The sequence below is a fragment of the Zobellia sp. 1_MG-2023 genome (genome assembly GCF_030549125.1).
GTDB classification, from domain to species: Bacteria; Bacteroidota; Bacteroidia; order Flavobacteriales; family Flavobacteriaceae; genus Zobellia; species Zobellia russellii.
In genome coordinates, this window is sequence record NZ_JAUOSY010000011.1 from 103,893 (window position 1) to 117,610 (window position 13,718).

Sequence of the window (13,718 nt, forward strand, 5' to 3'; positions counted from 1 at the left end):
TAGAAAGTCTAATGAATATGTACCAGATGCATCTTTTTTAAAGTCCGCTTTCTGGTTGAAGGATTTAAAAAACTTTTGGACAACCTAGAGATTCTAAAATCATTCTCCGTAAACTGCTGGTCCCAATCAAATCCGGCATCTTGAATGCTCCGTAAATCGGTATCATTCACGTAAAGCCAAATATCTTTTTTGTTCTCAAGAGTTTTAACGGAAGCGTACTGCACCGGATATTGGTTATAAAAATCCAACGACCACGTGTGAAAATTGGATACTTTGTAAATTTGGTCTACAGGAATATTTTCCTCCGAAACAACCTCTGCCATACTAGAACCTGCCTGAAACTTTAGCAACTCCGGATAAAAATGTAGGTTCAGCACAGAATTTAACAGTAAAGAACTATAAACCGACAAGGTTATAATCCGTAGAAAACGTGCTTCTCTTTTTAGGCAGAAATAAATGATGACCATTAGCAAAAGGGTCAAAAGTACTGGTGCCAAAAAACTTTCAAATTTAAATACGAAAAAACATATAAATAGAACGGCAGTAAAGACTATGCTCAATACAAAGTATTGCGAGCCTAAAAGGATTCTCAAAATCTTCTTTTGATCATATCTGATCAAATCATTTATGTAAGATGCCGTAAGCACTGCGAATAACGGAATGGTTATATTCAGGTAATGAGGTAATTTAAATTGGGATAGACTCGCTACCGCAAAAAAGATGGTAATAGTACCCAATGTTAAAAACTCAACCTTGCTATTATATCTAAATTTTAATTTATACAGGGTTTTAAACCGAGCGCCAATAGCAAAGATTGCCGGAATGGTCCAAGGAATAAAAACCCACAAAAAAGTATGGAAAAAGAAAAAATAATCCTTAGAAGCCTTTCCCATAGTTCCCCCGGTACGTTCTAAGCTTTGCTCCCAAAAAATGAAAAGAATACCACTACGATTGGCCGCTCCTCTAATCACCTTTTCAGGATGCATATCAAACTGATGGTAGTACGCATACAACATAGGTACCGTAGCAACTCCAAAACACACCAATCCTACCAGAACTTTCCAACTAAGAATGCTTTCCCATTTACGGGTATAAGCTAAATGGCAAATAATGGATACCCCAATTACAAAAAGGGCAATCTGACCTTTTGCTGAAAATGCCATACCAGCTGCCAATCCTCCAATAAGTATAGAAACTAACGTTCGCTTTTCAATATAGGTTGCAAATTGCCAAATAGATAGGATGGTAAAAGCGGTAAGAACCGCATCTGTACGCACATCTATGACGGACAGCACAATAGTTTGTGCGGTCATATATATCAACGCTGCCAACTTACCCGTGTTCGTATTGTAAAGAAGCTTTCCTAAGCCAAAACAACTATACGCCCCAACCAAAGTTACCAGTATTGCAGGTATTCTGTAAGCCCATTCAAACAACCCGAATATTTTAAAAGATATAGCCGCTAACCAAAAATGCAAATGGGGTTTATCTAAATACTCCGTGCCGCCTTTTATGAGATTTATAAAATCGTTCTCTTGAACCATTCGCATTGCCATTACGGCAAATTGGGCAGAATCGTTCTCAAAAAGGGTAACGAACATACCGGCTATATAAACCAGAACAATCAGCACCAATAAAAATATGTATCTGAAGTTAGATATCATTCAAGTATTTCTCGATTGCAAATATATATAACTTTGAAAACAACCAGCTAAAAAACAATCCTATAAAGGCGCCCGTAAGCACATCCAATGGAAAGTGAACTCCCAAGTAAATTCTGCTATAAGCTACCAAAATGGCCCAAAATATAAGAACGTATCCAATAAAAGCATACTTATGTTTTAGTAGTAACGTAAAGAAAAAAGCTACCGCAAAACTATTTGCCGCGTGCGCAGAAAAGTAACCAAATTTACCACCACAGGATGACTTTACCAATCTTACCAATCCGTCTAAACTAGGGTCATGACAAGGTCGTAAACGCATCACACCGTATTTAAAGAAATTGCCCAACTGGTCCGTTACTACTATCAACAGGACAACGGCAACCAAAAGCACCAAGGTTTTTTTAAGTCCGTATGTTTTATACGCCAAGAACAATAGGGCCGCATATAAGGGAATAGCACTAAATTTATTAGAGATAAACAACCAAAAAGCATCCCAGGATGAGGTTCCCAAATTATTTAAAAAAAGGAAAAGCTCTTTATCTTGCTGAATAAGTTCTTGCCACATGATAGCTACTCTTCGTATCTAGATACCTCACGGTCATAAAATTCACCCGCCTGTTCTATAAGGCTTTGTGCTTCGGACTCCAACTCCTTTTCATCTTCAGTTGAAAAATCCTCTAACCATTCTACCTCATCATTTTCCAGGTTGATAATAAACCTAGGGTACTCTGTATGTACAACAAATATAGCTGTAGGATAATCCGTATTATCACCTAACAAAAACTTTGGGAATTCCATCTTATGAATTTACTATTAACTTTTTAGTCAAATAATTAAAGCGAATATACAACATAACCGCCGATGCGCTCAACCCGGTCAACAAACCTATCCATATACCGGTACTTCCTAAATCTGTATATAAACCTAAAAAGTAGCTTACAGGAAAACCTATGGCCCAATAGGCTATAAAAGTTATGAGCGTGGGTATTTTAACGTCTTGAAGACCACGTAACGCTCCTAGAACTACCACTTGTACTCCATCGGATATTTGAAAGAAAGCTGCCACTAGTAATAATTCAGCGGCCAAAACAATAACCTCTGTATTATCCGCCACGTTTAAGGCATCATCCAAATCCAGATACAAGGTAGGGAACCAGTGCCTACCTAACAGAAATAGCGCAGCAAATACAATCTCCAATAATAAGGTTAGAAAAAATATAGACTGACCAATACGCCTCAATTCCACAAAATTGCGCAGACCCTTCTGGTTTCCCACTCTAATCATAGCGGCAATACCTAGCCCCATTCCGAACATAAAGGTCATACTGCTTAAGTTTAATGCAATTTGGTTGGCCGCTTGTGCATTCTTACCCAACACACCACTAAGCCATATTGCCGCAGTGAAAATAGCTACCTCAAAAAACATTTGCAATGCCGATGGAAAACCTAAATCGATAATTTTTTTGATTACTTTTCTTTCAATATTCTTAAAATTGAATCCGGTTACGTAATCATGGAATTTCTTTTTACTTTTTAACAAATACCAGATATAGGCCACCATTAAAAAGCGGGAAACCAAAGTACCTATTGCCGCTCCTACAATACCCATTTTAGGAAAACCAAAGGAGCCGAAAATCAGCAAATAATTAATTACAATATTCACCACATTGGCCATAATTGTAGCGTACATAGGGTATTTAGTTTGCGACAATCCTTCTGAAAATTGTTTGAACGCCTGAAATACAACCAACGGAACCAAGGAAAAAGCTACTAAATCCAGATAGGGTAAAGCCAAGGCAACCACCTCTTCCGATTGCCGCATAGAATACATTAATGGTTTGGCCAGTAATATGACCCCAAACAGCATCAAACTTAAAACGGTGCACAACACCAGACCATGTTTTAGGGCACTTTTGGCATCGGACTTGTTCCCGGCACCATCCGCCTCCGCAACCAAAGGTGTTATTGCGGTTGAAAATCCTATACCCAATGACATGGCTATAAAAACAAAACTGTTACCCAATGAAACTGCCGCCAACTCTGCCGTTCCTAGTTGACCTACCATAATATTATCGGCCAACTGAACAAATGTATGCCCCAACATCCCTAATATTACAGGTACTGAGAGCTGAATGTTATATTTGAATTCTTTAGTGTATTGCTGAAACAAAACTGAATGTATTTTATAGGTAAGGATTTAATTTATCTTACCTAATTAAGAGACTTTGTTTTTGGAAAGTTTATTCGGATAGCTTGGCTTCGTCCCAAAAAACATCCATTTCCGCTAAGGTCATTTCCTTTAGTTCCTTTCCCATTTCCTTAGCTTTGGATTCCAGATATTGAAAGCGACCTATAAATTTTTTATTAGTCCGTTCCAATGCATTTTCCGGGCTTATCTTTAAAAACCTTGCGTAATTTACCATGGCGAACATGACATCGCCAAACTCGGCTTCCATCTTATCTTGGTTCTTTAATTTTACCTCTTCCCGTAACTCGGCAAGTTCTTCCTGTACTTTCTCCCAAACCTGTTCCGGCTTTTCCCAGTCAAAACCAACACCTGCCACTTTTTCTTGAATACGACTTGCTTTAACCAAGGCCGGCAAACCTTTGGGCACGCCTTCCAAGACACTCTTTTTGCCCTTTCCCTCTTTAAGTTTTATGCTTTCCCAGTTCCGTTTTACATCTTCCTCATTGGTAACCTTTACATCACCATAAATATGGGGGTGCCTGTTAATGAGCTTTTCGCATATTTCGTTACAAACATCGGCTATATCAAAGTCATTGGTCTCACTTCCAATTTTTGAATAAAAAACAATGTGCAATAATACATCGCCAAGTTCTTTTTTAACCTCTTCCAAATCATCTTCAAGAATAGCATCGCCAAGTTCATAGGTCTCTTCAATAGTTAAATGACGTAAGGTTTGCATGGTCTGTTTCTTATCCCACGGACACTGCTCACGTAGTTCATCCATTATGGTCAACAAACGATCAAACGCTTCCAATTTCTGCTGTCTTGTATTCATGGCTGAAAATTTGCGTAAAAGTACAAAGACCCTCCCTTTAACGTGTCGAAAATTTAGAGTATTTTAGAAGTCTTTACTAAGATTTATCCCTACCCGATTATGACCAATATAAACCGAAGAAAATTTTTAAAGCAGTCCGGATTGGCCACTGCCGGAAGCTTAATAATGCCAACAATGGGCTTTTCCAAAATACCTGATGAAGCGTATGGCGTACAGCTTTATACCTTTCGTGATGAAATGGCCAAAGATGCCAAGGGAACCTTGGAACAAATTGCGGCTATCGGTATTAAAAAAATAGAATCGGCAAGAAGCAAAGAGGGACTCTATTACGGGCTTTCTCCAAAGGAAATGAAAAACACCTGTAATAGCTTGGGCATGAAACTCTGTAGTGGACACGTTGCTTTGGACAAAAATTTTGACGATACCATGCGGCAAGCTGTGGAATCAGGTCAAGAGTATGTTATTTGTTCTTCCCTACCTAGCAAAGGGCAAAATATTGATAATTACAAAAAAGTGGCCGACGCATTCAACCAAGCCGGAAAAGCCTGTAAAAAACTTGGTCTAAAATTTGGGTACCACAACCACGAGTACGAATTTGAATCCCATAAAGGCGAAGTACTCTATGATGTTCTCATGGACAACACTGATCCAGACCTTGTTCATATGGAGCTGGACTTAGGATGGGTTATTGTTGCTCAAAAAGACCCATTGCACTATTTTAAAAAGTACCCTAAACGGTTTCAGTTATGGCATTTAAAGGATATGAACATGCACGAAAAGGTAAGTACGGAATTTGGTAAAGGCAGTCTTGATATTGCCACTATGATGAAACACAAATCAAACTCCGGTGTTGAACATATTTTTATAGAACAAGAAGAATATGCCAGCACTCCTATGAAAAGTATGAAGCATAACATGAACTTTCTAAAAACACTATACTAATGAAAAATATATCTATACCCTTACTGTTTTCAGTTGCCGCTATACTGGCACTATCCTCCTGTAAGGGGCAGCAAAATTTATCCAAAAATATCATAGCTAAAGATGCCGAATTAACTTTGGTCTCCGATGAATATAAATTTACGGAAGGTCCGGCAGTTGATAAAAATGGTGACATCTATTTTACGGATCAGCCCAATGACCGTATCGTGAAATGGGATGCCATAACTAATACCGTTTCCGACTACATGAAGCCCTCCGGGCGTGCCAACGGACTCTATTTTGACCATGATGGCAATCTTTTGGCTGCAGCCGATGAAAAGAACGAGCTCTGGAGCATAGCCCCGGATAAAAAAGTGACCGTTCTAATTGATGACTACGAAGAAAAAAAGCTGAACGGCCCTAATGACCTTTGGGTAGATTTAAATGGGGGTATTTACTTTACCGATCCTTTTTATAAAAGATCTTGGTGGAAACATACCGAGCCGGAACAATCTGCCCGGCGTGTATATTATTTACCAAAAGGGAATTCCGTTCCGCGCATTGTAGCCGATGATAATTTTGAACAACCCAACGGAATTATAGGTTCGCCGGATGGCAAAACTTTATATGTTTCCGACAATGGAGCCAAAAAAACCTACTCTTATACCATTGAAGCGAACGGAAACCTAACCAACAAAAAGTTATTTACCGATATGGGCTCCGATGGCATGACCTTGGACAACCAAGGAAACGTTTATCTTACCGGAGACGGAGTTACTGTGTTCAACTCAAAAGGCGAACAAATAGAACATATTGATGTTCCAGAGAGCTGGACAGCCAATGTAACTTTTGGAGGTCCCGAACAAAAAACACTGTTCATTACCGCAATGGACTCTGCCTATACCTTAGAAATGAACGTAAACGGCGTACGATAGTCCCAGGTATGTTATAAAAAAAAGCCATTTCACACTAGTGTGAAATGGCTTTTACAGGTAAAAATAAGTAGGGGATTTTAAACGCTAATTCCACCCGCCACCAAGAGCACGGTATACATTTACCACGGCACTCATCTGCTTTTGTTTGGTTTCAATAAGCTCTACTCTTGCTTCCAACGCGTCACGCTGGGTCATAAGTACTTCCATATAATCCGCTCTGGCAGATCTAAAAAGTCGGTTTGAGATATCTATAGATGCGGTTAGAGCATCAACCTCTTTTGACCTTAAATCATAGCTCTTTTCCAGATTATCTATTTTCGCTAATTGATTTACTACCTCAACATAAGCATTTAAAATGGTCTGTTCATAATTGTAGACCGCTTGCAACTGTTTTGCATTGGCACCTGTATATGCCGCCTTTATTGCATTTCTGTTGATGAGAGGCGCTGTTAATTCACCAAATACAGAGTAAATCAAAGATTCTGGGCTTTCCAATAAATACTCCGTTTTAAAGGATTGAAAACCTATTCCCGCAGATATGCCCAAAGAAGGATAAAATCTGGCCTTGGCCACTTTTACATCTAGTTTGGCAGCCATTAGATCCAGTTCTGCCTGTTTTATATCAGGACGATTGGCCAACAGCTGAGAAGGCAACCCAAGCTGAACCGTTTTCGGAACCAAGGTTTCAAACCCGCTGTAATTCCTTGCTATAGGTTGTGGATATCGGCCTAAAAGAAAATTGATTTCGTTTTCCTTCTGAACAATTTCCTGTTGAATCTCAAACTGAAGGCTCTTGGTATGCAAAACTTCGGCCTCAAACTTCTTAACGGCCAACTCATTTACTTTAGCGGCGGCCTTTTGAAGTTTCACAATTTCCAAAGCATTGCTCTGAATACCAATATTCTGCTTTACGATAGCCATTTGATTGTCCAAGGCCAATAATTCATAATAGGCATTAGCTATTTCGGAAATGAGATTGGTTACCATAAAATTCTTGCCTTCCACCGAAGAGAGGTACCGCATGACCGCGGCTTTTTTTGCATTTCTAAGTTTATGCCACACATCTATCTCCCAATCAGCTCGCGCTTCAAGTAAGAAATCGCCTAAAGGCTCCGGAAATTCCTCTCCAGGCCTAATATCATTATTCGCATCGCTTGCACCCTGACTCGTATACCGACCCACTTTTTCGAGTCCGCCACCAGCTTTCAGGTCAACAAAAGGAAGGTATTCCCCTTTCTTCTCCTTCACCTCGCTTTGTGCTACTGCTATTTCCTGTAACACAATGTTGAGCTCCTGGTTGTTCTGCAATGCAACATCAATGAGGGACGTCAAATTTTCATCCTTAAAATAATCTCTCCACTTTACCGTGGCCGTATTTACCGTATCATTCATCTCCCCCGAATACTGCTCGGGAACGGAGGCATCAGCTTCACGTACCGTTTTAGTTGGCACACAAGAATGCACTAGCAGTACCGCACAAATGGAGACCAGGGTCTTAATATGTTTTATCATCTTTTAATTTTTTGGATTTTTCTTTCGCGATAGGATTTTCTTGAGCATTCTACGCAGCTGGCTTACTTGCTCTTGAGTAACATTTTCCTCTTCCGAAGTTCTGATCAGCCCTTCTGTAAAAGGCTCGCTGTTTTCATCTTTTATCAATGAACGACCGTCTGCCATTTTTGCAAAAACAAAATACAACCCGGGAATTACAAGAACCCCTAGAAGTGTACCCAATAGCATACCACCCATAGCCGAACCACCTATGGTACGGTTACCAATGGCACCGGCACCAGTTGCTATAACTAGTGGGATCAACCCGGCTACAAAGGCAAAAGAAGTCATTAAGATAGGCCTGAAACGCATTTTTGCACCTTCAATGGCCGCATCAAGTATTGTAGCGCCTTCACGTCTTTTCTGAACTGCGAACTCTACGATCAATACCGCATTTTTACCCAAAAGACCAACTAACATGATCAAACCAATTTGAGCGTACACATCATTTGCCAATCCCATAGCTTTCAGGAGTAGAAAAGACCCGAAAATACCAACAGGAAGGGATAGAATAACCGCCAATGGCAATAGGAAACTCTCATATTGAGCCGCTAATACCAAGTAAACGAAAATCAGTACAACTAGAAATATGTAAATTGAGCCGTTACCTCTGCCCGCTTCGTCATAGGAAAGGCCTTCCCAAGCAATATCAAAGCCATTGGGCAAACTCTCTTCCGCTACCTCACGAATGGCCTTAATTGCATCTCCACTGGTATAGCCTGGAGCCGGCAGACCCCTTATAGCTGCGGAATTATATAGATTATAACGCGTAATTTCATTTGGACCTAAACGTTTTTCAAGTTTCATAAATGACGAATAAGGTACCATCTCCCCTTTTTCGTTCTTTACAAAAAGCTGTTCAAGATCAGATGGCATACGCCTATATTCCGGAGCGGCCTGTGTGTACACTTTAAAGAAACGTCCGTACTTTATGAAACCCTGTTCATAGGTACTACCAATTAGAATATTCAGGTTTTCCATGGCTTTACCAATAGACACCCCTTTTTGCATTGCCGCCTTATTATCTACCACAAGTTCATACTGAGGGTAATTGGCCGCAAAAAAAGTAAAGAGCCCGGTAAGTTCTTCCCTTTTGCTTAGGGCATCCATAAATTCATTGTTTATTCTTTCAAATTCATGATAATCTGTATTATCCGTTTTATCCAAAAGACGCATAGAAAATCCACCGGAAGAACCAAAACCTGGTACTGCGGGCGGTTCAAAAAACTCAATAACTGCCCCAAGGTTCTTACTTTCTTCCTCAAGTTCTTCCATTACTTCATGTACCGACTCATGCCTTTCCGACCATGGTTTTAAGTTTATAAGACAGGTACCCGCATTGGAACCACGACCTTCGGTCATAATTTCGTAACCGGCCAATGATGATACGGACTCTACAGCATCCATTTCTTCGCACATTGCCTGAAGTTTATGAGCTACATCATTAGTCCGCTCCAATGTGGCTCCTGGTGGCGTTTGAATAATGGCATAAATGGTACCCTGATCTTCGTTTGGTATAAAACCTGCAGGTAAGGTTTCGTTCGTGAAAAATATACCCGCACAAAAAGCGATCAGAATTCCAAAAGTAACCACTCGCCTATTCACTATATATTTAAGTACGTTTACATATCTGCCCGTGAGTTTTTCAAACCCTCTATTGAACCAATCTATAAACCTATCAACAAGTGATTTTTTTCTTGGCACTCCGTGATTGTTCTTCAATATCATGGCACACAACACCGGAGTAAGTGTAAGCGCAACAATGGCGGATATAATAATGGAACCGGCCATGGTAATACTAAATTGGCGGTAAAATACCCCAACAGGCCCTGTCATAAAAGAAATAGGAACGAATACGGATACCATAACCATGGTAATGGCAATAATAGCTCCTCCAATTTCACCTATCACCTGTTTAACCGCTTGATACGGGTTTAGGTGTTCTTCTTCCATCTTTGCATGAACGGCCTCTACCACAACAATGGCATCATCTACCACAATACCAATTGCCAATACCAAGGCAAAGAGAGTTATTAAGTTAATTGACAGTCCAAAAAGCTGCATGATAAAGAATGCCCCGATCAAAGAAACGGGCACCGCAATGATAGGAATAAGAGTGGAACGCCAATCGCCCAAGAAAAGAAACACAACAATGGCCACTAAGATAAAAGCATCACGTAAGGTATGCACAACTTGCTCTATTGAGGCATCCAAAAAGTTAGAAACATCATAACTTATTTGATAGTCTATGCCCGGCGGCAAGTTTTCCTTTAGCTCTTTTAATTTATCCTTTACGGAATCTATTACATCACTGGCATTACTTCCAAAAGTTTGCTTGAGAACTACCGATGCCGAGGGTTTCCCGTCCAAATTAGAATAAATATCAAAAAATTCACTCCCTAATTCTACATCCGCAATATCTTTTAAAGTAAGTATTTCACCATCTTCATTTGCCTTTATAATAATATCCTTGTACTGGTCTGCCTCATTATACCTACCCTCATAAGTGAGCACATATTCCAACGCTTGGGATTTTTTACCCGAACTACGCCCTAAACGACCGGGCCGCGCAATAACACTTTGCTCATCCATAGCCTCGAGGACATCTTCTGCGGAAATATTGTACGCCCGCATACGGTCAGGTTTTAACCAAACCCGCATGGCATACTTTCTACTACCCAATATCTTTGCACTGGCAACGCCTTTTATACGTTGAAGCTCCGGAACTATTTTGGTATACGCATAATTGTACAGGAACTTTTCATCGTTCTTTTTAGAGCTACTAAAAAGATTCACATACATTAACATACTTGGTTGTACCGGGGTAATAATAACCCCCTCTCTTTGCACCAATGGCGGTAACAAAGGCATTACTTGATCCACCCGGGTCTTTACCCTAACAACCGCTTCGTTCGGGTCGGTACCAGGCTCAAAAATGATACGTAAGGTACCTTCTCCGGCACTGGTGGCATCAGACGCAATGTAACGCATGTCTTGCACACCATTGATTGCCGTTTCAATAGGTATTAGGGTAGATTTCACCAATACATCCGCACTTGCTCCTGGGTATGCTATAAAAATATTTACCGTTGTAGGGGCAATTTGTGGAAACTGTGATATAGGTAATTGCTTAATGGACAAGAGTCCCACAAAAACAATAATTACCGAAATTACAATAGCCAGAACTGGCCGTTTTATAAATTTACTGAACATATTTTTGGTATTTAAGATTGGATATTACTCTGCATAGAGATCAAGAAGGGCCAATTGTTTCTTAGGCGCCATGAAATCTGGCTCTATGTGACTTCCTTCCTTTACCAACCGAATACCTTCCAGCATTACTTTATCGTTTTTGGACAATCCGTCTTGCACCACAAATAAGTGTGGCAACTCGGAACCTACGGTAACTTCTTTTTGATGAACCACATTGTCTTCGTCAAGCACAAAAACGTACTTTTTGTCAAGCACTTCAAATGTTGCTTTTTGAGGAATTATAAGTACATCTTTAAGGAACATTTTCATTAGAACATTTCCGGTTTCCCCATGGCGTAAAATACCTTTAGGATTAGGAAAGGTTGCCCTAAATGCAATATTTCCCGTCTCATTATTGAACTCTCCTTCTATAGTCTCTACTATTCCTTCTTGGTCAAACTTTTGATTATTGGCCATCAGCAGCTCTACCCCTACCTTATCATCAGAATTACCGTTAAGGGCATAGTTTAGGTATTCCGCTTCCGAGACATTAAAGTAGACCCACATTTTGCTGTTATCGGATAAGGAGGTGAGTAACTCGCCCTCATCCAAAAGGCTTCCTTCCCTTACCATAAGGTGATCAATTATTCCATCAAAAGGAGCGCGGATATCCGTAAAGCTCAAATGTGTTTCCGCCATAGCAACTTCTGCCTTGGCCTTATCATATTTGGCCTTGCTCATAGCCAATTCATTGGGAGAAACTACGTTACTGTCCGCCAACAACTGTGTGTTGTTATACTCAATTTTAGCTACTTCGGCTTCCGCATTAGCTCTTTGTAACTCAGACTTATAGACCTTGTCCATAATTTTGAACATGGGTTGACCTTTCTTTACATGTTGGCCCTCATCTACAAAAATGGTTTTTAGATACCCTTTTTCCAAGGCTCGTAGTTCTATATTTCTATAGGAGTGGATTTGGCAAACATAATTTTTGGTTATAACGGTATCCATTAGTACAGGATTGGTAACCAAGTATTTTGCCTCCTTTTCTTTATGTTTTTTTTCGGACGTACAACTTGAATGAAACAATAGCACAGACAAGCTCATGAGCATGAAGATTCTTCTCATTACTTAAAATTTTAGTTTTGATAATGGTTTATGTTGATGTGTTTAAAACATCATTGAGGTAATTTTCTAAAGTGCCTTATTTTCCGCATGGCACTAAAAAAGAAAAGTTCGGCGCGTAGTATATATGCCGAACAAAACCAAGTATCACAGCTGTAGAACGCTGAACATAAGGTGAAGTGTCTTAAAGGTAGACAGGTAAGTAAAATGCTTGTAAAACGTAAGCTGGTTCTTGATCAGGTGAAAAAAGTAGCCTGTTCCGTAAAATCTAGAAAGTAAGTTTAAGGAGTTGTATTCCTTTAATTGCTTTTCGGATAGCGTAGGCTCATTTTCCTCTTCTTCCTCTTGCTCATCCGTAATTTCAATCTTATTGGTATGTCGTTTTTCAGACGAGGAAGAACTTAATCCCGAGGGAATGAACTGCTCTAGTTCAATAGCAGCATTGTTCCTTTCCGTTTGCAGACCTACACTTGCATCCGTACCAGCACCATAAGATGAATTTGCGGATATTTGACCACAAACGCCTAAAAGGAGTATTGAAAGAGATAAAAAATATTGTAGATACCTTTTTTTCATCTGTGAGCAAAACTAGTGTACGTTCTTAAGGTGCACAAATAGTATCTTCTTAAAAATTTGTTAACCGCTTTATTTTTTTTCATATTACTATTCCTTCCCTAATTTATCTAACAAAAGAGAAGTAAAAGGTTCGTTTTTTTTAATATCTTTCCGTCAGGTCCTTTAGATTACCATCTTTTATAAAACCATAGGCAGCATGAAAAATGTATTTGACCAAAATGATGTAAACGAAATTATTTCCCGTATCAACCAACTAAATCCAACAAGTACTAATTTATGGGGAAAGATGAATGTGGGCCAAATGTTGGCTCATTGTAATGTGGCTTATGACATGACCTATACGGACAAATACCCCAAACCTAAAGGGTTTAAGAAGTTTATGATTAAACTTTTTGCAAAAAATCTGGTTATAGGTCCTAAACCTTATAAAAGAAATATTCGTACAGCTCCAGAATTTTATATTACCGATGAGCGGGATTTTCAATTGGAAAAAGAGAGACTTATTGCACATTTAGAAAAAACACAACAACTAGGTGCAGCTCATTTTCAAAATAAAGAGTCGCATGCTTTTGGAAAACTCACCTCTCAAGAATGGAACGTCCTTTTTTATAAACATTTGGACCATCACCTTCAACAATTTAATGTCTGATTCGCTTTACCTTTATTCGTTACAGTAAATAGCAAGGCTAAAACTGCCTGTATTTTATGATTGCCCCTATATGTACTACACG

The 13,718-nt window shown here is 39.5% G+C and carries 12 protein-coding genes; 3 read left to right on the top strand and 9 right to left on the bottom strand.

Translation table 11 applies throughout. The annotated features are described in order from the left end of the window. Positions 1 to 8 precede the first annotated feature (8 nt). The 5 genes from Q4597_RS17930 to mazG form a co-directional block, all read right to left on the bottom strand. Positions 9 to 1,664: a glycosyltransferase family 39 protein gene (locus Q4597_RS17930; protein ID WP_303407451.1), complete on the bottom strand. Its 1,656-nt coding sequence runs from the start codon at positions 1,662 to 1,664 to the stop codon at positions 9 to 11. Then, on the bottom strand, positions 1,654 to 2,229 hold the full coding sequence (locus Q4597_RS17935) for a phosphatase PAP2 family protein (protein ID WP_303407452.1): 576 nt from the start codon (positions 2,227 to 2,229) through the stop codon (positions 1,654 to 1,656). Before Q4597_RS17935 ends, Q4597_RS17930 begins: the two co-directional genes overlap by 11 nt. Before the next feature lie 5 nt (positions 2,230 to 2,234). Next, positions 2,235 to 2,462, bottom strand: coding sequence for a hypothetical protein (locus tag Q4597_RS17940; protein ID WP_215441783.1), 228 nt, complete (start codon positions 2,460 to 2,462; stop codon positions 2,235 to 2,237). Between the two features lies 1 nt (position 2,463). Then, entirely contained in the window at positions 2,464 to 3,834 is a 1,371-nt protein-coding gene (locus tag Q4597_RS17945; RefSeq protein ID WP_303407453.1) for an MATE family efflux transporter, read from the bottom strand. Between the two features lie 70 nt (positions 3,835 to 3,904). Next, positions 3,905 to 4,687, bottom strand: a complete 783-nt coding sequence (gene mazG, locus Q4597_RS17950) for a nucleoside triphosphate pyrophosphohydrolase (RefSeq protein WP_215912691.1) — start codon at positions 4,685 to 4,687, stop codon at positions 3,905 to 3,907. A 99-nt stretch (positions 4,688 to 4,786) separates the two neighbouring features. Between mazG and Q4597_RS17955 the strand changes: the two genes are divergently transcribed. Further along, a complete protein-coding gene (locus Q4597_RS17955) occupies positions 4,787 to 5,629 on the top strand; it encodes a sugar phosphate isomerase/epimerase (RefSeq protein ID WP_303407454.1) in 843 nt (280 codons plus the stop codon). Further along, positions 5,629 to 6,543, top strand: a complete 915-nt coding sequence (locus Q4597_RS17960; protein ID WP_303407455.1) for an SMP-30/gluconolactonase/LRE family protein — start codon at positions 5,629 to 5,631, stop codon at positions 6,541 to 6,543. The genes Q4597_RS17955 and Q4597_RS17960 overlap by 1 nt, the downstream gene beginning before the upstream one ends. Before the next feature lie 84 nt (positions 6,544 to 6,627). On the opposite strand, the gene Q4597_RS17965 is transcribed toward Q4597_RS17960, so the two are convergent. From Q4597_RS17965 to Q4597_RS17980, 4 genes are all read right to left on the bottom strand, one after another. Further along, entirely contained in the window at positions 6,628 to 8,055 is a 1,428-nt protein-coding gene (locus tag Q4597_RS17965) for a TolC family protein (RefSeq protein WP_303407456.1), read from the bottom strand. Positions 8,056 to 8,058: 3 nt separating this feature from the next. Next, positions 8,059 to 11,307, bottom strand: coding sequence for an efflux RND transporter permease subunit (locus Q4597_RS17970; RefSeq protein ID WP_215912687.1), 3,249 nt, complete (start codon positions 11,305 to 11,307; stop codon positions 8,059 to 8,061). 24 nt (positions 11,308 to 11,331) lie between these two features. After that, a complete protein-coding gene (locus Q4597_RS17975) occupies positions 11,332 to 12,414 on the bottom strand; it encodes an efflux RND transporter periplasmic adaptor subunit (protein ID WP_303407457.1) in 1,083 nt (360 codons plus the stop codon). A gap of 144 nt (positions 12,415 to 12,558) precedes the next feature. Further along, positions 12,559 to 12,987 (bottom strand): hypothetical protein, encoded by a 429-nt coding sequence (locus Q4597_RS17980; protein ID WP_303407458.1) that lies wholly within the window; start codon positions 12,985 to 12,987, stop codon positions 12,559 to 12,561. A 196-nt stretch (positions 12,988 to 13,183) separates the two neighbouring features. Here Q4597_RS17980 and Q4597_RS17985 point away from each other — a divergent pair, with 196 nt between their 5' ends. Continuing rightward, positions 13,184 to 13,636, top strand: a complete 453-nt coding sequence (locus Q4597_RS17985; protein ID WP_289041310.1) for a DUF1569 domain-containing protein — start codon at positions 13,184 to 13,186, stop codon at positions 13,634 to 13,636. The last annotated feature ends 82 nt before the right edge of the window (positions 13,637 to 13,718 follow it).

Excerpts from the sequence above, each read along its gene's own strand:
- Q4597_RS17980 (WP_303407458.1), bottom strand. The coding sequence starts at position 12,987 with ATGAAAAAAAGGTATCTACAATATTTTTTATCTCTTTCAATACTCCTT.
- Q4597_RS17935 (WP_303407452.1), bottom strand. The coding sequence starts at position 2,229 with ATGTGGCAAGAACTTATTCAGCAAGATAAAGAGCTTTTCCTTTTTTTA.
- Q4597_RS17955 (WP_303407454.1), top strand. The coding sequence starts at position 4,787 with ATGACCAATATAAACCGAAGAAAATTTTTAAAGCAGTCCGGATTGGCC.
- Q4597_RS17965 (WP_303407456.1), bottom strand. The coding sequence starts at position 8,055 with ATGATAAAACATATTAAGACCCTGGTCTCCATTTGTGCGGTACTGCTA.
- Q4597_RS17975 (WP_303407457.1), bottom strand. The coding sequence starts at position 12,414 with ATGAGAAGAATCTTCATGCTCATGAGCTTGTCTGTGCTATTGTTTCAT.
- Q4597_RS17940 (WP_215441783.1), bottom strand. The coding sequence starts at position 2,462 with ATGGAATTCCCAAAGTTTTTGTTAGGTGATAATACGGATTATCCTACA.
- Q4597_RS17960 (WP_303407455.1), top strand. The coding sequence starts at position 5,629 with ATGAAAAATATATCTATACCCTTACTGTTTTCAGTTGCCGCTATACTG.
- mazG (WP_215912691.1), bottom strand. The coding sequence starts at position 4,687 with ATGAATACAAGACAGCAGAAATTGGAAGCGTTTGATCGTTTGTTGACC.
- Q4597_RS17930 (WP_303407451.1), bottom strand. The coding sequence starts at position 1,664 with ATGATATCTAACTTCAGATACATATTTTTATTGGTGCTGATTGTTCTG.
- Q4597_RS17985 (WP_289041310.1), top strand. The coding sequence starts at position 13,184 with ATGAAAAATGTATTTGACCAAAATGATGTAAACGAAATTATTTCCCGT.
- Q4597_RS17970 (WP_215912687.1), bottom strand. The coding sequence starts at position 11,307 with ATGTTCAGTAAATTTATAAAACGGCCAGTTCTGGCTATTGTAATTTCG.